Source organism: Mesorhizobium sp. M4B.F.Ca.ET.214.01.1.1, from assembly GCF_004791545.1.
GTDB classification, from domain to species: domain Bacteria; phylum Pseudomonadota; class Alphaproteobacteria; order Rhizobiales; family Rhizobiaceae; genus Mesorhizobium; species Mesorhizobium abyssinicae.
Genome location: NZ_SRUX01000013.1, coordinates 73,186 through 92,128 on the forward strand (window position 1 = coordinate 73,186; position 18,943 = coordinate 92,128).

General features: G+C 65.4%; 14 protein-coding genes and 1 tRNA gene. 11 read left to right on the forward strand and 4 right to left on the reverse strand.

The annotated features are described in order from the left end of the window. Positions 1-2 precede the first annotated feature (2 nt). From EN857_RS24110 to EN857_RS24135, 6 genes are all read left to right on the forward strand, one after another. Positions 3-1,292: a nitrate/nitrite transporter gene (locus tag EN857_RS24110; RefSeq protein WP_128346222.1), complete on the forward strand. Its 1,290-nt coding sequence runs from the start codon at positions 3-5 to the stop codon at positions 1,290-1,292. Positions 1,293-1,312: 20 nt separating this feature from the next. After that, a complete protein-coding gene (gene nirB / locus EN857_RS24115) occupies positions 1,313-3,763 on the forward strand; it encodes a nitrite reductase large subunit NirB (protein WP_128346221.1) in 2,451 nt (816 codons plus the stop codon). 5 nt (positions 3,764-3,768) lie between these two features. Further along, positions 3,769-4,098, forward strand: a complete 330-nt coding sequence (nirD, locus tag EN857_RS24120) for a nitrite reductase small subunit NirD (protein WP_127311774.1) — start codon at positions 3,769-3,771, stop codon at positions 4,096-4,098. 4 nt (positions 4,099-4,102) lie between these two features. Then, a complete protein-coding gene (locus EN857_RS24125) occupies positions 4,103-7,051 on the forward strand; it encodes a nitrate reductase (RefSeq protein WP_127284162.1) in 2,949 nt (982 codons plus the stop codon). A 226-nt stretch (positions 7,052-7,277) separates the two neighbouring features. After that, positions 7,278-7,784 (forward strand): molybdopterin-dependent oxidoreductase, encoded by a 507-nt coding sequence (locus EN857_RS24130; RefSeq protein WP_187331412.1) that lies wholly within the window; start codon positions 7,278-7,280, stop codon positions 7,782-7,784. Between the two features lie 147 nt (positions 7,785-7,931). Continuing rightward, positions 7,932-9,761: an EAL domain-containing protein gene (locus tag EN857_RS24135; RefSeq protein WP_187331413.1), complete on the forward strand. Its 1,830-nt coding sequence runs from the start codon at positions 7,932-7,934 to the stop codon at positions 9,759-9,761. Between the two features lie 34 nt (positions 9,762-9,795). Here EN857_RS24135 and EN857_RS24140 read toward each other — a convergent pair. Together EN857_RS24140 and EN857_RS24145 are read right to left on the reverse strand one after the other, a co-directional pair. Then, a tRNA-Gln gene (locus EN857_RS24140) sits at positions 9,796-9,869 on the reverse strand. A 149-nt stretch (positions 9,870-10,018) separates the two neighbouring features. Then, positions 10,019-10,951 (reverse strand): lysylphosphatidylglycerol synthase domain-containing protein, encoded by a 933-nt coding sequence (locus EN857_RS24145; RefSeq protein ID WP_127284159.1) that lies wholly within the window; start codon positions 10,949-10,951, stop codon positions 10,019-10,021. A gap of 258 nt (positions 10,952-11,209) precedes the next feature. Here EN857_RS24145 and EN857_RS24150 point away from each other — a divergent pair, with 258 nt between their 5' ends. Both EN857_RS24150 and EN857_RS24155 read left to right on the forward strand, forming a co-directional pair. After that, a complete protein-coding gene (locus EN857_RS24150) occupies positions 11,210-12,550 on the forward strand; it encodes a Ppx/GppA phosphatase family protein (protein ID WP_135859279.1) in 1,341 nt (446 codons plus the stop codon). Then, positions 12,550-13,242 carry an RlmE family RNA methyltransferase gene (locus EN857_RS24155; protein WP_127394103.1) on the forward strand — a complete coding sequence of 231 codons (693 nt, stop codon included), beginning with the start codon at positions 12,550-12,552 and terminating at the stop codon, positions 13,240-13,242. Before EN857_RS24150 ends, EN857_RS24155 begins: the two co-directional genes overlap by 1 nt. A gap of 203 nt (positions 13,243-13,445) precedes the next feature. Here the strand turns inward: EN857_RS24155 and EN857_RS24160 are convergent, their stop codons facing one another. Beyond that, positions 13,446-14,867 (reverse strand): MFS transporter, encoded by a 1,422-nt coding sequence (locus EN857_RS24160; protein WP_135859280.1) that lies wholly within the window; start codon positions 14,865-14,867, stop codon positions 13,446-13,448. Between the two features lie 308 nt (positions 14,868-15,175). Here EN857_RS24160 and guaB point away from each other — a divergent pair, with 308 nt between their 5' ends. The 3 genes from guaB to EN857_RS24175 are packed head-to-tail and all read left to right on the forward strand — an operon-like array spanning position 15,176 to position 17,713. After that, positions 15,176-16,678 carry an IMP dehydrogenase gene (guaB, locus tag EN857_RS24165; protein ID WP_126054986.1) on the forward strand — a complete coding sequence of 501 codons (1,503 nt, stop codon included), beginning with the start codon at positions 15,176-15,178 and terminating at the stop codon, positions 16,676-16,678. Continuing rightward, positions 16,629-17,297 carry a hypothetical protein gene (locus EN857_RS24170; protein WP_127392651.1) on the forward strand — a complete coding sequence of 223 codons (669 nt, stop codon included), beginning with the start codon at positions 16,629-16,631 and terminating at the stop codon, positions 17,295-17,297. Before guaB ends, EN857_RS24170 begins: the two co-directional genes overlap by 50 nt. Then, on the forward strand, positions 17,294-17,713 hold the full coding sequence (locus EN857_RS24175; RefSeq protein WP_127392648.1) for an MAPEG family protein: 420 nt from the start codon (positions 17,294-17,296) through the stop codon (positions 17,711-17,713). The genes EN857_RS24170 and EN857_RS24175 overlap by 4 nt, the downstream gene beginning before the upstream one ends. Before the next feature lie 16 nt (positions 17,714-17,729). Here the strand turns inward: EN857_RS24175 and rnd are convergent, their stop codons facing one another. Further along, complete coding sequence (gene rnd / locus EN857_RS24180) at positions 17,730-18,881, reverse strand: ribonuclease D (protein WP_127392647.1); 1,152 nt, start codon at positions 18,879-18,881, stop codon at positions 17,730-17,732. Between the last annotated feature and the right edge of the window lie 62 nt (positions 18,882-18,943).

Genomic DNA, 18,943 nt, shown 5'->3' on the forward strand with positions numbered 1-18,943 from the left:
ACATGACTGCAATTCTCCCAGCCGCGCCCAGCCAGGAACCCAGGCAGGCGCTCGCGATGTCCACCATCGCCTTCACCGTCTGCTTCGCGGTGTGGACGATCTTCTCCATCATCGGCGTGCGCATAAAGCAGGAGCTTGGGCTGAGCGAGACGGAGTTCGGCCTGCTCATCGGCACGCCGATCCTCACCGGTTCGCTCGTGCGCATGCTGCTCGGCGTCTGGACCGATCGCTATGGCGGGCGGCTGGTCTACACCGCCGTCATGCTATCGGCGGCGATCGCGACCCTACTGCTCTCTTTTGCGCATACTTATGAGCAGATGCTGATCGCAGCACTCGGCGTCGGGCTTGCCGGCGGCTCCTTCGCCGTCGGCGTCGCCTACGTCTCGCGCTTCTTTCCCGCAGGCAGGCAGGGCACCGCTTTAGGCATCTTCGGTGTCGGCAATGTCGGCGCCGCGGTCACCAAGTTCCTGGCCCCGCTGGTGCTGCTCGCCTGGGGCTGGCAGACGGTGGCGCAGATCTGGGCGGCGGCGCTCGTCGTCATGGCCGTCGTCTTCTGGTTCACCACCGGCGACGACCCCGTCATCCGCGAGCGCCGCGCCGGCAAAGCGGCAGCGCCGAGAAGCTTCTGGCAGGAATTCGCGCCGCTGAAGAACCTGCAGGTCTGGCGCTTCGCCTTCTACTACTTCTTCGCCTTCGGCGCGTTCGTGGCGCTGTCGCTGTGGCTGCCGCGCTACCTGATCGGCGTCTACGGCTTCAACATCGCCACCGCCGGCATGATCGGCGCTGCCTATTCAATTCCGGCAAGCGTCTTCCGCGCCTATGGCGGCGTGCTTTCCGACCGTATCGGCGCCCGCACCGTACTCTACTGGACCTTCACGGTCTGTGCCGTCGCGACCCTGGTTCTGTCTCTCCCCTCGGCAGACTACGTCGTGCGCGGCATCAGCGGGCCGATCGCCTTCCATTTCGAGATCGGCCCGCTCGCCTTCATCGCCGTCGCCTGCGTGCTCGGCTTCTTCATGAGCCTCGGCAAGGCCGCCGTCTACAAGCACATCCCTGTCTACTATCCGAAGAACGTCGGCGCCGTCGGCGGCGTGGTCGGCATGATCGGCGGGCTCGGCGGCTTCGTCCTGCCGATCGCCTTCGGCGCCCTCAACGACCTCACCGGCGTCTGGTCGAGCTGCTTCATGCTGCTCTTCGTCATCGTCCTCGGCTGCCTTGCCTGGATGCACTTCTCCATCCGCCGCATGGAACGTGCCGCCGCCGAAACGCCAGCGCTCTACGCGGCCGAGTGAAACCGGAACGGATCAGCAATATGACCGAGAAACTCGTCATCATCGGCAACGGCATGGCCCCCGGGCGCATGCTGGAGCATCTCCTGGATAAGGCGCCGGATCGCTACCAGGTCACCATCTTCAATGCCGAGCCGCGCGTGAACTACGACCGCATCATGCTGTCGCCGGTTCTGTCGGGCGAGAAGGCATACGAAGAGATCATCATTCACGGCGACGGCTGGTACATCAAGCACGGCATCACCCTCTACAAGGGCCACAAGATCGTCGCCATCGACCGCGCGGCCAAGACCGTCACCTCTGACCATGGCGTGACGGAACCCTACGACAAGCTGGTCATCGCCACCGGCTCGGTGCCGTTCATCATCCCGGTGCCCGGCAACAACTTGCCGGGCGTGCTGACCTATCGCGATCTCGACGACGTCCGCGCCATGATGCTTGCAGCCCAGTCGCGGGCCAAGGCCGTGGTCATCGGCGGCGGCCTGCTCGGGCTGGAGGCCGCGGCCGGCCTGCAGGCGCAAGGCATGGACGTCACCGTGCTGCATGTCATGCCGACGCTGATGGAGCGCCAGCTCGATCCCGCCGCCGGCTACCTCTTGCAGCGCGCCGTGGAGGAACGCGGCATCAAGGTCATCACCAAGGCCAACACGCAAGCCATCACCGGCAACGGCAAGGTCGAGCAGGTCGAGCTTGCCGACGGCACGATCATCCCGGCGACCCTGGTGGTGATGGCGGTCGGCATCCGGCCGAACGCGGCGCTGGCCAAGGAGGCGGGCGTCGCCGTCAATCGCGGCATCGTCGTCGATGCCGGCATGCGCAGCAACGACCCCGACATCTTCGCGCTCGGCGAATGCGCCGAGGTCAATGGCATGGTCTACGGCCTGGTGGCGCCGCTCTACGAGATGGCGCGCGTCGCCGCCAGCCAGCTTGCCGGCGACGAGGCTGCCGCCTTCGTCCATTCCGACACGCCGACCAAGCTCAAGGTCACCGGCATCGAACTGTTCTCGCTCGGCGACTTCGCCGATGGCGACGACCGCCAGGAGATCGTGCTGCGCGATGCTTCGGCCGGCGTCTACAAGCGCCTGGTGCTGAAGGACGACCGCATCATCGGCACCGTGCTCTATGGCGAAACGGCCGACGGCGCCTGGTTCAACGACCTCAAGAAGAAGCAGACCGATATTTCGGAGATGCGCGACACGCTTATCTTCGGCCAGTCATACCAGGGGGGTGCCCCCCTGGACCCTATGGCGGCCGTTGCAGCCTTGCCGGATGATGCGGAAATCTGCGGCTGCAACGGCGTCTGCAAGGGCAAGATCACCGGTGCGATCACCAGCAAGGGCCTGACCTCGCTCGATGATGTTCGGGCGCACACCAAGGCGTCCGCCTCCTGCGGCTCGTGCACCGGGCTGGTCGAGAAGCTGATGGTGCTGACCCTCGGCGACACCTACAACCCGGCAGCCGTGCAGCCGATGTGCTCCTGCACCACGCTCGGCCATGACGAGGTGCGCCGGCTGATCAAGGCCAAGGGGCTGAAGACCATTCCCGCCGTGATGCAGGAGCTGGAGTGGAAGACCTCCTGTGGCTGCGCCAAATGCCGGCCGGCGCTCAATTACTACCTCGTCTGCGATTGGCCGGATGAATATGCCGACGACTACCAGTCGCGTTTCATCAACGAGCGGGTGCACGCCAACATCCAGAAGGACGGCACCTATTCGGTGGTGCCGCGCATGTGGGGCGGGGTGACCAGCGCCTCCGAACTGCGCGCCATCGCCGACGTCGTCGACAAGTTCGAGATCCCGATGGTCAAGGTCACCGGTGGCCAGCGCATCGATATGCTGGGCATCCGCAAGGAGGACCTGCCGGCGGTGTGGGCCGATCTCGGCCAGGCCGGCTTCGTCTCCGGCCATGCCTATGCCAAGGGCCTGCGCACCGTGAAGACCTGCGTCGGCTCCGACTGGTGCCGCTTCGGCACGCAGGATTCGACCGGCTTGGGCATCCGCATCGAGAAATTCATGTGGGGCTCGTGGACCCCGGCCAAGGTCAAGATGGCGGTGTCGGGCTGTCCGCGAAACTGCGCCGAGGCGACCTGCAAGGATGTCGGCGTGATCTGCGTCGACAGTGGCTACGAGATCCATTTCGCCGGTGCGGCCGGCCTCGACATCAAGGGCACCGAGGTGCTCGGCCTGGTCAAGACCGAAGACGAGGCGCTGGAGCACATCGTGGCGCTGACGCAGATGTACCGCGAGCAGGCCCGCTATCTCGAGCGCATCTACAAATGGGCCAAGCGCGTCGGCATCGCCGAGATCAAGCGCCAGATCATGGACGACGGCGAGAAGCGCAGGGCCTATTACGACCGCTTCGTCTTCTCGCAGAAATTCGCCCAGGTCGATCCGTGGTCGGAACGCGCCTCCGGCAAGGACAAGCACGAATTCCGGCCGATGGCCTCGGTCGGGTTTGCCGAGGCGGCGGAGTGACAATCATGACCTGGATCGCTATCGGGACCATCGCCGACATCCCCCGTCGTGGCGCGCGCTGCGTTGCCACCCCGCATGGCAAGATCGCCGTCTTCCGCACCGCCGACGACGAGGTCTTCGCCATCGAGGATCATTGCCCGCACAAGGGCGGGCCGCTGAGCCAGGGCATCGTCCATGGCGCCGCGGTGACGTGCCCGCTGCACAATTGGGTGATTTCGCTCGAGACCGGCAAGGCGCTCGGCGCCGACGAGGGCGCGGTGCGCACCATCCCGGTCAAGCGGGAAGGCGAGCGTCTGTTCCTGGCGCTGGAAGCGCTGGCCAGCCGCGCGGCCTGACCCCATGGAGATCGACGAAGCGCGCGAGGTGAGGACCACCTGCCCCTATTGCGGGGTGGGCTGCGGCGTGCTGGCGAAGATCGCCGCGGACGGTGAAGTCACCGTCCGCGGCGATCCTGATCATCCGGCGAATTTCGGCCGGCTGTGCTCGAAGGGCTCGGCGCTGGCGGAGACCATCGACCTCGATGGCCGGCTGCTCCATCCCGAAATCGGCGGCCGCCGTGCCGGCTGGGACGAGGCGCTCGACCTCGTCGCCTCGACCTTCTCGCGCACCATCGCCGAGCATGGGCCGGACGCGGTCGCCTTCTATGTCTCCGGCCAACTGCTGACGGAGGACTATTACGTCGCCAACAAGCTGATGAAAGGGTTTGTCGGCTCGGCCAATATCGACACCAATTCGCGGCTCTGCATGGCCTCCTCGGTCGCCGGGCATCGCCGCGCCTTCGGCGCCGACACGGTGCCGGGTTGCTATGAGGATCTGGAGCTGGCCGATCTCATAGTGCTCGTCGGCTCCAATCTCGCCTGGTGCCATCCCGTGCTCTACCAGCGCATCGCCGCGGCCCGCGAGAAGCGGCCCGGGATGAAGATCGTCCTGGTCGATCCGCGCCGCACCATGACATCCGATATCGCCGACCTGCATCTGGCGATCGCGCCGGATGGCGACACCGCGCTGTTCTCCGGCCTGCTGGAACATCTGGCAAAGAACGAAGCGCTCGACCGCGACTACATCGCCGCGCATACGACAGGCTTCGAGGAGACGCTGACGGCCGCCGCATCGCTCGATCTCGCCGGCATTGCCGCCGCCACGGGTTTGAGCGAGGACGAGCTTTCGCGCTTCTACGCGCTATTCGCGGCGACCGAGAAGACAGTCACCGTCTACAGCCAGGGTGTCAACCAGTCTTCGCAAGGCAGCGACAAGGTCAATGCCATCATCAACTGCCATCTGGCGACCGGCCGCATCGGCAAGCCGGGGGCAGGGCCGTTCTCGGTGACCGGCCAGCCCAACGCCATGGGCGGCCGCGAGGTCGGCGGCCTGGCCAACATGCTGGCCGCGCATATGGAGATCGAGAACCCAGCGCATCGCGCCCGCGTGCGCCGCTTCTGGAACGCGCCGACCCTGGCTGAAAAGCCGGGCCTGAAGGCGGTCGACATGTTCAACGCGGTGGCCGATGGGCGCATCAAGGCGCTGTGGATCATGGCCACCAACCCGGTCGATTCGATGCCGGACGCCGATGCGGTGGAAGCCGCGATCAAGGCCTGCCCGTTTGTCGTGGTGTCCGACGTTCTGGCCGGCACCGACACCGTGCGCCACGCCCATGTGTCACTGCCCGCCACTGCCTGGGGCGAGAAGGACGGCACCGTCACCAATTCCGAACGCCGCATCTCGCGCCAGCGGCCGTTTCTGGCGGCGCCCGGCGAGGCGAGGCCGGACTGGTGGATCGTTGCCGAGGTGGCGAAGCGGATGGGATTTGCCGAGGCGTTTTCCCATGCCGCGCCGGGCGAGATCTTCGCCGAGCACGCCGCGCTGTCGGGTTATGAAAATGATGGCGCGCGGGATTTTGATATCGGCGCTTATGCCGGGATCAATGCTGAGGGCTATGAGGATTTGGCGCCATTCCAATGGCCAGCACCGGCCTTATCCTCTCCCTTGAGGGGAGGGTCGGAGAGCGCGTTGAGCGGAGCGAGACAAGCGAGCCGGAGAGGGGTCGGAGGTGAAGTCTCAGTCTCTGCCAACGAGGCCGAGACTGTCGCAGGCGACCCCCTCTGGCCTGCCGGCCATCTCCCCCTCAAGGAGGGAGATCAGCCCGCACCTCGACCTTCGCCAATTTCCAAAGTCGGAGAGTGGGCGCAGTCCGCAGTGCCGCTAGTCTCCCCCCTTGAGGGGGAGATGGCCGGCAGGCCAGAGGGGGTCGGTACGACCGGGCGCCAGCCCATTCGCTTCTTCGCCAACGGCAACTTCTACACGCCCGACCGCAAGGCCCGCTTCATCCCGATCCGCGTCTCAACCGACACCCGCACCACGCCCGACTACCCGCTGATCCTCAACACCGGCCGCATCCGCGACCACTGGCACACGATGACGCGCACCGGCAAAAGCCCGCGCCTGTCCCAGCACATCGCCGAGCCCTTCGTCGAAATCCATCCGGCCGATGCACAGCACCATGGCATCGGCGACGCCGACATCGTGCGCATATCCAGCCCGCGCGGCGCCGTCCTGGTGCGCGCGTTGATCACGACCCGCCAGCGCCGCGGCAGCGTCTTCGCGCCGATGCACTGGACCGACCAGTTCGCGGCCAGAGGGCGCCTCGACGCGCTGACCGCGCCGCTCACCGACCCGATCTCCGGCCAGCCGGCGCTGAAGCATGTCGCGGTGCGCATCGAGAAATTCGCCGCGGCGGCCTTTGGTTTCGCCGTGATGCGGGATCGCCCCGAGACGATCGCCGCCGACTATTGGGCCGTGGCGCGCTGCAAGGGCGGCTGGCGGGTGGAGCTTGCCGTCGCCGACGAGAACATCGACTGGGCCGGCTTTGCCCAGTCGCTGTTCGGCGCATCGCCTGATGTTGAGATGCTTGCCTATCACGACCGCGACGCCGGCCAGCATCGCATCGCCGCCTTCGCCGGCGAACGCCTTGCCGGCGCACTGTTCGTCGCGCCGGGACCGGTCGCCGTATCGCGCGGCTGGGCCGCCGAGCAGCTCGATGCAACCCATGCCGGCCAGCGCCAGCGCTTCCGCATCGTCGCCGGTCGTGCCGGCGCCGATCGGCCCGATATCGGGGCCATCGTCTGCTCCTGCCTCGGCATCGGCGCCAACCAGATCGCGGCGGCGGTGGGGGCCGGCTGCGGAACCGTCGAGGCCATCGGCGAGGCGACCAGGGCCGGCACCAACTGCGGCTCCTGTCGCGCCGAAATCCGCGCCATCATCGCAGCCGGCAGGGTGCAGGCGGCGGAGTAGCGTGCAAGGTTGCTTGCCCGCCGACCGGTCTCGAAAAGCTTTCGATATGTGATGGTTAGCCCGTATCGATGACCAGCAACGACGGGCATCTGAAACCAAAAGCTAACTGAAAAATAAACAATCGATGGAAGGATGGCAGCTCCGCCGACAGTATCGGCGAGCCGGCAACGGTTGGTACTGGCCATGGAAATGGAAGGACTGCGTTGTGTCGATCCTCAAGAGGCGTTTGTCTGCACTTCATCGGGCCCTGATCATTCTGTTCGTTTCGGCAATCGGCGTGCTGCCGGCATTCGCCATCGAGCCCGCCAAATATCCGGAACCGCCCGACACCGTCGCATTCAAGGTCGAGAAGAACGGCGAGTCGATCCCGGTCACGCTGCGCCAGTTGGAAAAGCTCGGCCTCTACAGCGTTTCCACGCCAAGTCCCTTCGAAAAGGGGCAACTGGCGTTTCAGGGTGTGCTGTTTAGGGATGTGGTCAAGCTGGTCGGACTGGAGGGTGAATCGTCGGTCGTCCTGCGGGCGGCGGACGACTATGTGCAGGTAATCCCGAAGGAGGACTGGACGGACGGTCCGCTGCTTCTTGCCACGCGCCAGGACGGCGAGCTGCTGACCCGGCGCACGCAGGGTCCGACGCGGCTGATCTATCCTCTCGACGACTATCCGGCCTTCGATACGCCAGTTCGCAAACCGCGATGGATCTGGTTGATCAAGACGATCGCGCCGGGCAATTGAACCCCTTCGTGACTTTCGGCCATGTGGTCTAGAAGCAAAGCCTGGCGGGTTCCCATAACCTACGTCGCCGCTGCGGCGTCGGCGGCCGTCTGCTCGGCGATCTTGATCGCGGTGCTCTTCACGAGCGTCAGCAAGGTGGAGAGCGCGATGCCGCGTTTCGGCTTCTTCGCCATCCGCGAGTTCCACATTGCCATACGCGACGTGACGCATCTGCGGGATATGGTTTCGCTTGCGCAACTGGCCGACGGTTCGCCGGAAAGCCTGGAACAGCTGTCGGCCGCAAACGATCTGGTCTACATCCGCTTCGAGCGGATCGACGGCGGCGACACAATCAGCGAAATCCCCGCCTACGCGGGTATAGTGCCGCAGGTCAAGGATGCGGTGAAGCGGATCGATGTCATCATCCAGGCAGGTCTGCCTCTGGATGAAAAGGGCCTCAGGCAACTGGGAATTGAGCTCGACCAGATCGTCGCGCGGATGAACGACGAGTACTACAAATATGGCGAGGAGGTTAACGTCGATCTTTATGCCGCGGAGACGAACCTGAACAGGTTCAACTACCAGATCGCCTTTGCCTTGACGGTGTTGTCGGCGCTGGCGATCGGAACCGCCGTGCTTCTCATCGGCCGTCGGGAAACCATCAGCAAGCTCGAATTTCTCGCCTGGCGGGACGCGACGACCGAGTTGAAGAACCGGGCCTGGATGTCGGCCAACAGGGACGGGCTGCTGGAGCGGGCAAGGCTGTCCGGCCAGCAGCTCCGGCTGTTCCTGATCGACCTCGACCACTTCAAGAGCGTCAATGACACGTTCGGTCATCACATCGGCGACATGCTCTTGAAGACCGTTGCCGAAACCCTGCAGTCGGTCGAGCGGCCGGACGAAGTGGCCGCCGTCCGCCTGGGCGGAGACGAGTTCGCCATCATGGCGATCGGGCCTTCGGACGATCTGGGACACCGGCTGCGCGAGCAATTGAACCGGTTTGCCGATCTGGACGGGCATCAGGTGCGCATCGGCGCCAGCATCGGCATGGCCTCCTTCCCGGATCATGGCGCGGACATCTCCACACTGTTGCGCAATGCCGACAGCGCGCTTTATGCCGCGAAAGCAGAAGGGCGGTCCGGCTTTGTGACCTTCTCGCCCGCGATCCTCAGCCAGATCGACCTGCAGCTCGGCGAGGAGGCAGCGATCAAGCAAGCGCTCGACGACGATGAGTTGTTCCTGGTCTGGCAGCCGCAGTTCGAACTGGCGAGCGGGCGCATGATCGGCGCCGAAGCCCTGGTCCGCTGGCGCGACCGCGTTTCGGGAACGGTCCGTTTGCCGGACTCGTTCATTCCGACCGCCGAGCGCAGCGATCTGATCCTGGAAATCGACAAGGTCGTGCTGAGCAAGGCCTGCGCGCAGGCCGTTCGGTGGGTGCCGGTTTCGGCCGGCGATTTCATCTGCGCCGTCAATGTTTCGGGCAAAACCCTGCAGGCCGACGCATTCTTCGTGCACCTCGTCGAAGTGCTGCAGCAAACGCGGTTGCCGCCGGCGCGCCTGCAACTGGAAATAACCGAAGGGGTCTTCATCCAAAGCAAGGATGCGCTGAACACGCTGGCGAAAATTCGCAAACTCGGGGTCAGCCTGGCGCTCGACGATTTCGGATCGGGATATTCGAGCTTCGGCTATCTTGCCGATCTCGACCTCAATCAGCTGAAGATCGATCGATCCTTCCTCAACGATCTGGAATCGTCCAGGAAGAAGCAGGACGTTGTCGGCGGCATCATCGCGCTCGCCAACTCGCTCGGCATGACGGTCATGGCCGAAGGCGTGGAAACCGAAGGACAGCTGGCCTTCCTGATCGCCGAACAATGCCACGGCGCCCAGGGGTTTTTCATGTCGGAACCAATCGACGAGAAATTGCTGACAAATCACCTGATTGCGCGGCGGGGCAGCCTCAAGGCCAGGGCCGGATCAAAGCTGAACCTCTCAGCCTGATCATCTGGCGGCATCCGTCGTCAGGAAATGAGCTTGGCTGGGGAACCTGGATTCGAACCAGGACTAACGGAGTCAGAGTCCGTGGGTCTACCGTTAACCTATTCCCCAGCAGGCGCGGTCGGTGATGGACCGTGCGAAGCGGGCGGCTATGCGCCGCGAGCGCTGCCTTGTAGCCGCCGCCGGAAAATAGTCAACCCCGCGCCGCGTTTCAATCGCAGCTTTTGATCGCTCGGCCACATCGCGACGAAAATGGCGGCTCAGCTCTCGCTGCGGCCAAGCTGCGAATGCTCGAAGAACAGCACCACGCAAAGCGCGATCAGCAGCGGGATGATCAGGTAGAACAGCCGGAACACCAGCAGCGCCGCCAGCACCCCGACCGGGTCCATGTGCGAGAGGCCGGCGAGGAAGACCACCTCGAAGACGCCGAGCCCGCCCGGCGCATGCGAGATCTGGGCCACCGAGAATGACACCAGGAAGACGCCGAGGATGACGAAATAGCCGGGATTGCCCGCCGCCGGCAGGGCAAAGAAGATGATCGCCGCCGCCGCCAGCAGTTCGACCGGGCCGATCAGCAATTGCCGCGCCACGATGGGCAGCGCCGGATAGTGCAGCTGGAAGCCACCGATCTTGAGCGGCCGCAGATGCAGCCAGCTGCCGAAGACATAGGCGCCGACGAGGATCAACATGGCAAGTCCGGCGGCGATCGCCATTCCGTGATGCGGCGTGCCGGAGAAACGATCGATGACCTCGGGTTCAAGCACCAGCACGAGGCCGCCGACGAATATGCTGGACAGCACGAAGGTGAACCAGCAGATCGCCACCAGAATGCCGATATCCTGCCCGGTCAGCCCCCTTGTGCCATAGGCGCGGTAGCGGATGACGGCCCCGGAAAACACCGAGCCGCCGATATTGTGCGACAGCGCATAGGTGGTGAAGGAGCACAGCGTGACGAACAGCCACGACACCTTTTTGCCGAGGTGGAGCAGCGCGATGTGGTCGTAGCCGGCGAGCGAGGCATAGGCGATCACCGAGCTCAGCGCCGCCAGGATCCAGCCGCGCGCCGGGATGGCGATAATGCCGGCCCAGACGTCGTCGATCGAGATGCCGCGCAATTCGTGCCAGAGCAAAAGCAGCGAGGCGACAACCGCCGCAATGCCGATGACCGGCCAGATGTAACGCCTCCAGTTCATGGCGTGGTCGTCATGCGTTGCAGCTCATAGTCCAGGCTGTAGCCCGCTTCCCGTTTCCTGTCCGCCTCATTTGAGACATGCCTGATCGAAGCCGGCTATTCAACTGGCAAGACATCGCACCGCTGGCGCCGGTTTCCAAAAATCGCCTTTGCGCTCTTGGTGATCCGACGTGGCGCTGCTAGTCTGGCCGCAACTTGAAACAATGAAAGCGCCTGCAGCGTCCGTTCCCCGGTTCGCGCGGTGCCGGAAGGAACGACAGTGGAAGACCACGACACCGGCGCCCGTGCGCCGGAAGTGGGTGTGTCCAGGGCTTCGCCGCTCGATTCGGCGAGCTCATCCGCGGGGCGGCATCATGACCGCCATGCGGGGCCGGGCGGCAGGCATGCCCCGGGCGACGCCCAGCAGCAGAAAGGCAAGACCCGCAAGCGCCGCAAACGCCGGCGCGGCCGCAAGGTTTTCGCCCGCGACGACAATCAGGTCGCCACAGCGGGGCAACCGGCGCCCGGCGCCAGTGCGCCAGCCGCGCAGCCGGCACCAGCCCCGCCTCCACCTGCCGTGCAGGGCAGGCCGATGCAAAGTGGGCCGCGTCCGCCGCAGCACGAACTGCCTGTCTTCGCCGCGCTCGATCTCGGCACCAACAATTGCCGGCTGCTGGTCGCGGTGCCGACGCGCCACGGCCAGTTCCGCGTCATCGATGCCTTCTCGCGCATCGTCAGGCTGGGCGAGGGGCTGACCGCCACCGGCCGGCTCGGCCAGGCGGCGATGGACCGCGCCGTCGAGGCGCTGAAGGTGTGCGGCGAGAAGTTGCGCAACCGCAAGATCAGGAAGGCGAGGCTGATCGCCACGGAAGCCTGCCGCGCCGCCGAAAACGGTGTCGAGTTCCTCGAGCGCGTCGAGCGCGAGGCGGGGCTCAAGCTGGAGATCATCGACCGCCAGACCGAGGCCAGGCTGGCGGTATCGGGCTGCGGCTCGCTGGTCGAGCGCGACACCCAGGGCGTGGTGCTGTTCGACATAGGCGGCGGCTCGTCGGAGATCGCCCTGATCGACCTCACCGGCCACCGCTCGCCGCGGCTGGCCAACCACATCGTCTCCTGGACATCGCTTCCCGTCGGCGTCGTTTCGCTGGCCGAACGTTTCGGCGGCCGCACGGTGACCCGCCAGACCTTCACCGCCATGGTCGAGGATGTGGCGGCGCGGCTGAAGTCCTTCGACGGGCGCGATCGGCTGGCACATGTGCTCGCCAGTCCGAAATTCCACCTGCTCGGCACGTCCGGCACCGTGACGACGCTCGCCGGCGTCCATCTCGACCTCGAACGCTACGACCGCCGCCGGGTCGACGGCCTGTGGATGGACCGCCAAAGCGTCGACCGCATGGTCGAGAAGCTGGTCGGCTGGGATTTCCAGCAGCGCGTCGCCAACCCTTGCATCGGCGCCGACCGCGCCGACCTCGTGCTCGCCGGCTGCGCCATCCTGGAGGCGATCCGCGGCGTGTGGCCGTCGGAGAGGCTGCGCGTCGCCGATCGCGGCCTGCGCGAGGGCATATTGAGCGAGCTGATGGCCGACGATGGCGTCTGGCGCAACGAGGGGCGCGGTCGCTGATGGCGAAGAAACCGGAAAAGCCGGGCGGCGGCATTCGCGTGCTCAAGACCCGCATCAAGAAGAAGAGCGGCCTGAAGGAATCCTCGCGCCGCTGGCTCGAGCGCCACATGAACGATCCCTATGTGCAGCGCTCCAAAGCGGACGGATACAGATCCCGCGCGGCCTACAAGCTGATCGAGATCGACGACAAGCATCATCTCCTGAAGCCCGGCATGAAGGTGATCGACCTCGGCGCCGCGCCCGGCGGCTGGTGCCAGGTGGCGGCCGCGCGCACGAAGTCGACGGCGAAGAACCCGCACGTCGTCGGCATCGACTATCTGGAAATGGACGCCGTACCGGGCGCCCCGGTTCTCTTGATGGATTTCCTCGACCCCGAGGCGCCGCAGAAGCTGTCGGAGGCGCTTGGCGGCCAGCCGGACGTGGTGCTTTCCGACATGGCGGCGCCCACCACCGGCCACCGCCGCACCGATCATCTGCGCACCATGCATCTGTGCGAGGTGGCCGCCGATTTCGCGCTCTCGGTGCTGAAGCCCGGCGGGCACTTTCTCGCCAAAACGTTCCAGGGCGGCGCAGAGAACGAGCTGCTGTCGCTGCTGAAACAGAACTTCCGCTCGGTCCACCACGTCAAGCCGCCGGCCTCCCGCGACGAGTCGGTGGAGCTCTATCTGCTGGCGAAGGATTTTAAAGGCTAGCACCTTTCCCTTCTCCCCCTGTGGGAGAAGGTGCATCGGCGCGCAGCGCCGAGGCGGATGAGGGGTACTGGAAGAAACGAGGCGTTTGAAAATCGAGCAATTTTAGGCGCTTAGTTCTTCAGCGCGGCGATCCTTCCAGCACCCCTCATTCGACCTCGCTTCGCGAGGCCACGTTCTCCCGCAGGCGGAGAAGGAGAGGCGCCTTACTCCCCCGGCGACCTTGCCGGCTCCAGCGTCTTCGGCGTCGAAAGCCGGCCATGTCCGGACACCGCGTTGCCGGCATCGGGCGCCAGCCGCATGAACGACAGCGATGCAACCGCCGACACTGCCGCGACGATGAAGAAGGCGGTGTGGAAGTCGGCCAGCGTCAGCGGCCCGCCATGGATCGAGGTCGACACTTCGAGGATGCCGCCGGCCAGCGCCACGCCGAGCGCGATCGACAGCTGCTGGAACACCGCCGTGATCGGCGTCGCCTTGCTGGTATCTTCGGCCGACACCTCGGCATAGGAGAGCGCGTTGACGCCGGTGAAGAACATCGAGCGGATGAAGCCGCCGACCAGCAATATGGCAAGCATCAGCACATAGGGCGTTTCGGGGGTGAACAGGCCGTAGATGGCGATCGACCCGGCCGCGACCAGCGAGCCCGAGATCAGCACCCGGCGGAACCCGGCGAGCCGGAAGATCAGCGCGGTAACGAATTTCATGCCGATGGCGCCGATCGCCGAGACGAAGGTAATCATGCCCGACTGGAACGGCGTCAGCCCGAAGCCGATCTGGAACATCAGCGGCAAGAGGAACGGTACCGCGCCGATGCCGATGCGAAACAGCGAGCCGCCGAGCACGGACGAGCGGAACACCTGGTTTCGGAACAGCTCGAGCGCCAGCAATGGATTCTGCGCCCGGCGCGCATGCAGCAGATAGAGAATGCCAGAAACCAGCCCGACGGCCACGGTGATGAAACCGATCGCCGGCGGCAGATAGGGCAGGCTGACCACGGACAGGCCGAACACGACGCCGGAAGCCGCGAGCCCGCTCAGCACAAATCCCGGAAAATCCAGCGGCGGTGTCTCGGCGGCATCCGTCTCCGGCAGGAAACGGGTGGCGAGCCAGATGCCGATGAGCCCGATCGGCACGTTGATCAGGAAGATCCAGTGCCAGGTGAAATAGGTGGTGATGAAGCCGCCGATCGGCGGACCGACCAGCGGTCCGACCAGGGCCGGCACGGTCAGCCACGACATCGCCGCGACCAGCTCGCTCTTCGGCGTGGCGCGTACCAGCACCAGGCGCCCGACCGGCGTCATCATGGCGCCGCCGATTCCCTGCAGGAAGCGCGAGACGACAAAAGCGGGCAGCGAATTGGATATTGCGCAAGCGACGGAGCCGAGGATGAAGACGGCGATCGCGGCGCGAAAGACGTTCTTGGCGCCGAAGCGGTCGGCCATCCAGCCGCTGATCGGAATGAAGATCGCCAGCGACACCAGATAGGCCGTCAGCGCCAGCTTGAGTGCGATCGGGCTGGTGTGGATGTCCACCGCGATCGCCGGCAGCGACGTCGCGATCACGGTCGAATCCATGTTCTCCAGGAAAAGTGCGACCGCCAGGATGAGCGGAATGATGCGGCTCAAGGGAACGCGTCCAGGCTTCGAATCTTGTCGCCGACCGGGGGCAAGCCGACACGCAAGGGCGGTTATCACGCCTTGCCCCGGATGTCGCATTAAATTGCTGTCACGTTTGTGCGGCCGCAACCCTTGGTGGCCCGCAAATGGCTGAGCGCAACACTTTGCGATCGACGCAACGAGCGGCTTTTCATCGGCCGCGGGACGTGTTACCAGCCAGCGCCAATCCTGAAAGGGAAGAAACGAGTCGGCGCTGTCCATAACGGTCCAGCGCTTTTTTGTATTCCCCAGGCTTTTTCGTGTTCGAAGGACTGGCCATGGCAAAAATCATCGAAACGTCCACCGGCGCGCTGGCGCTGACCTTTGACGACGTGCTGCTGCAGCCCGGTCATTCCGAGGTCATGCCCGGCGAGACCGACATCCGCACCCGCATTGCCGGCGACATCGACCTCAACGTGCCGATCCTGTCGGCCGCCATGGACACCGTCACCGAGGCCCGGCTCGCCATCGCCATGGCCCAGGCCGGCGGCATCGGCGTCATCCACCGCAATTTCTCGCCGGCCGAGCAGGCCGAGCAGGTCCGCCAGGTGAAGAAGTTCGAATCCGGCATGGTGGTGAACCCCGTCACCATCGGTCCGGACGCCACGCTCGCCGATGCGCTGGCGCTGATGCGCACCTACTCGATTTCGGGCATTCCGGTGGTCGAGAACGGTGGCACCGGCGGCCACACGGTCGGCCGGCTGGTCGGCATCCTGACCAACCGCGACGTGCGTTTCGCCTCCGACCCCTCGCAGAAGGTCTATGAGTTGATGACCCGCGAGAACCTGATCACGGTCAAGGAGAACGTCGACCAGGACGAGGCCAAGCGGCTCTTGCACAAGCACCGCATCGAGAAGCTGGTCGTCGTCGACAGGAAGGGCAATTGCGTCGGCCTCATCACCGTCAAGGACATCGAGAAGTCGCAGCTCAACCCGCACGCCACCAAGGATGCGCAGGGACGGCTACGCGCCGCCGCCGCCACCAGCGTCGGCGATGACGGCTTCGAGCGTGCCGAACGCCTCATCGATGCCGGTGTCGATCTCCTCGTCATCGACACCGCGCACGGCCACTCGCAGCGCGTGCTGGACGCGGTGACCCGGGCGAAGAAGCTCTCCAATTCGGTGCGCATCCTGGCCGGCAACGTCGCCACTGCGGAAGGCACGCAGGCGCTGATCGACGCCGGCGCCGACGCCGTCAAGGTCGGCATTGGTCCGGGCTCGATCTGCACCACCCGAATCGTCGCCGGCGTCGGCGTGCCGCAGCTTTCGGCGATCATGTCGGCGGTCGAGACGGCGCACAAAAAGGGCGTGACGGTGATTGCCGACGGCGGCATCAAATATTCCGGCGATCTCGCCAAGGCGCTCGCCGCCGGCGCCGGCGCCGCCATGATCGGCTCGCTGCTGGCCGGCACCGACGAGAGCCCGGGCGAGGTCTATCTGCACCAGGGCCGCTCGTTCAAGGCCTATCGCGGCATGGGCTCGGTCGGCGCCATGGCGCGCGGCTCGGCCGATCGGTACTTCCAGGCCGAGGTCCGCGATACGCTGAAACTGGTCCCGGAAGGCATCGAAGGGCAGGTTCCCTACAAAGGACCTGTGGCTGGCGTGCTGCACCAGCTTGCAGGCGGCCTGAAAGCCGCTATGGGTTATGTCGGTGGCCGCGATCTTGCCGATTTCCGGGAACGCGCCACCTTTGTGCGCATATCCAACGCCGGACTTCGTGAAAGCCACGCCCATGACGTCACGATCACCCGCGAAAGCCCGAACTATCCGGGCGGAATTTGATCAGGCCGCCGAGCCTGATCAACGGGATCGTTACACGCTTTGGCGCAACCTGACGGCGACGGCGCTTCGGCTGTCGCGGCACACCGCGGCACTCGCGTTCGTCACGCTGGCGGTCTTCGTCGCCATGACCCTGCTGGAATTCTTCTATTTCCGCCGCCTGAGCGGCGGACTGCCGTCGCTCGACATGCGCCTTGCCGGCTTCACGCCGGATGAGGGCATGGCCTGGCTCACCGCGCTTGGCCGGCGCGGCGGCGAGATCATCCTCGTCTGGCACTATCTGACCTTCGACCTCCTGTTCCCGGCGCTCCTGTCGCTGACCCTGGTCAGCCTCCTTCTGGCCACCGGACGCCGGCTGGCCAAGTTCCGGGCGATGGCCGCACCGGCCCAGTCGCTGTTGGCGTTCGTGCTCGTGCTGCCCTACACGCTTGCCGACTACGCGCAGAATCTCGCCGTGGCGCGGCTGCTATCGGATTTCCAGTCGGCCAATCCCGATTCGCTCGCCTTCGCCTCTGCCCTGACCGTCACCAAATTCGCGCTGCTGGCGATCCCGGTGGTTGTCATTGCGGTCTTCTACCTCGCGGATCAGCGGCGGGCCGGGCAGGGCGGCGAGCGGCCGTGAGCCAGACCGCGATCTTCTGGCCGATGCTGGCGCATGTGCTGCTGGTCTATATCGTCTATCTCGTGATGGCCCGGCGCCGGTATTTCGCCGTCAAGTCGGGCGAGGCAAAGGTCGGCCAGTACAAGGTCCGCGCCACCGAGCCGGCCTCCTGCGTCACCGTCGCCAACAATCTGATCAACCAGTTCGAGTTACCGGTGCTGTTTCACGTGCTGTGCCTGGCGCTGTTCGTGACCAACGGCGTCAACTATCTGACGCTTGCGCTGGCGTGGATCTTCATCCTGTCGCGCTACGTCCACGCCTGGGTGCATCTCAGCAGCAACAACCTGCGCCACCGCAGCCGCGTCTTCTTCTTCGGCGCCGCGGTGCTGCTGCTGGCCTGGGCGTTGTTCGCGTTGCACCTCGCCGGCGTGGGCTGAACGCTTCCGGCTGGCGCTACAGGTCGAACACGGCGATCTTGCGCTTGTCGAACTTGATGCCGATCTCGCCGCGCACCAGCTTCAGCGCCTGTTCGCCGAACACTGCGCGCCGCCAGCCCTGAAGAGCCGGCACGTCGGCATCCTGGCCCTCGGCCGCGATGCGGTCGATATCGTCGCTGGAGGCGAGCACCTTCGAGGCGACGCCTTCCTTTTCGGCGACGATGCGCAACAGCACCTTGAGCAGCTCCGCCGCGGCACTCGAACCTTCGGGCGGCTGGAACGTCTTCGGCAGCTTCGGCATCGCCTCCTTGGGCAGGGCAAGCGCGGTGGTGACGGCGCCCAGCAGCGCCGTTGCGGTCGCCGAGCGCTCCCAGCCTTTCGGCGTCGTGCGCAGCCGGCCGAGCGCGGTGGAATCGCGCGGCGCCTGCTGCGCGATCTCATAGATGGCATCGTCCTTCAGCACCCGGCCGCGCGGCACGTCGCGCTCGCGCGCCTCGCGCTCGCGCCAGGCGGCGACCGCCTGCACGATCGCCAGCTCCTGCGGCTTGCGCAGCCGCATCTTCAGCCGCTTCCAGGCGTCCTCCGGGTGCGGATCGTAGGTCTGGCGCGAGGTCAGCACCTCCATTTCCTCGTTGAGCCAGTGGGCGCGGTTCTCGCGCTTGAGCTCGGCGCTGAGCTTCTTGTAGACGTCGATCAGATGGGTGACGTCGGCGAGCGCATAGTCGAGCTGCTTGTCGGAAAGCGGCCGGTGGCGCCAGTCGGTGAAACGCGAGGATTTGTCGAGCCGGGCACCGGTGATGCGCTGCACCAGCTGGTCGTAGGAGACGCTGTCGCCGAAGCCGCAGACCATCGCCGCCACCTGGGTGTCGAACACCGGGTGCGGCATGAGATCGCCGAGATGGACGATGATTTCGATGTCCTGGCGCGCCGCGTGGAAGACTTTGACCACGGCTTCGTTGGCCATCAGCCGGAAGAACGGTTTCAGGTCGATGTCTGGCGACAGCGGGTCGATCAGCGCGGTCTGGCCGGGCGCGGCCATCTGGATCAGGCACAGGATCGGCCAGAAGGTCGTCTCGCGGATGAACTCGGTATCGACGGTGACGAATTCCGACTTTTCGAACGCGGCGATGGCGCTCTCGAGCTCAGCTTGGGTGGTGATGACGTGCATCAAATCGCTTTTAAGAACAAATTAGGTCCCTTTCAATTTCAGCCGCGGGCGCTTTCGTCAAG

Bases quoted from the DNA above. Each gene is read 5' to 3' on its own strand.
- EN857_RS24155 (WP_127394103.1), top strand. From the start codon at position 12,550: ATGGCGAAGAAACCGGAAAAGCCGGGCGGCGGCATTCGCGTGCTCAAG.
- EN857_RS24110 (WP_128346222.1), top strand. From the start codon at position 3: ATGACTGCAATTCTCCCAGCCGCGCCCAGCCAGGAACCCAGGCAGGCG.
- rnd (WP_127392647.1), bottom strand. From the start codon at position 18,881: ATGCACGTCATCACCACCCAAGCTGAGCTCGAGAGCGCCATCGCCGCG.
- nirD (WP_127311774.1), top strand. From the start codon at position 3,769: ATGACCTGGATCGCTATCGGGACCATCGCCGACATCCCCCGTCGTGGC.
- EN857_RS24170 (WP_127392651.1), top strand. From the start codon at position 16,629: ATGACGTCACGATCACCCGCGAAAGCCCGAACTATCCGGGCGGAATTT.
- EN857_RS24145 (WP_127284159.1), bottom strand. From the start codon at position 10,951: ATGAACTGGAGGCGTTACATCTGGCCGGTCATCGGCATTGCGGCGGTT.
- EN857_RS24125 (WP_127284162.1), top strand. From the start codon at position 4,103: ATGGAGATCGACGAAGCGCGCGAGGTGAGGACCACCTGCCCCTATTGC.
- EN857_RS24135 (WP_187331413.1), top strand. From the start codon at position 7,932: ATGCCGCGTTTCGGCTTCTTCGCCATCCGCGAGTTCCACATTGCCATA.
- guaB (WP_126054986.1), top strand. From the start codon at position 15,176: ATGGCAAAAATCATCGAAACGTCCACCGGCGCGCTGGCGCTGACCTTT.
- nirB (WP_128346221.1), top strand. From the start codon at position 1,313: ATGACCGAGAAACTCGTCATCATCGGCAACGGCATGGCCCCCGGGCGC.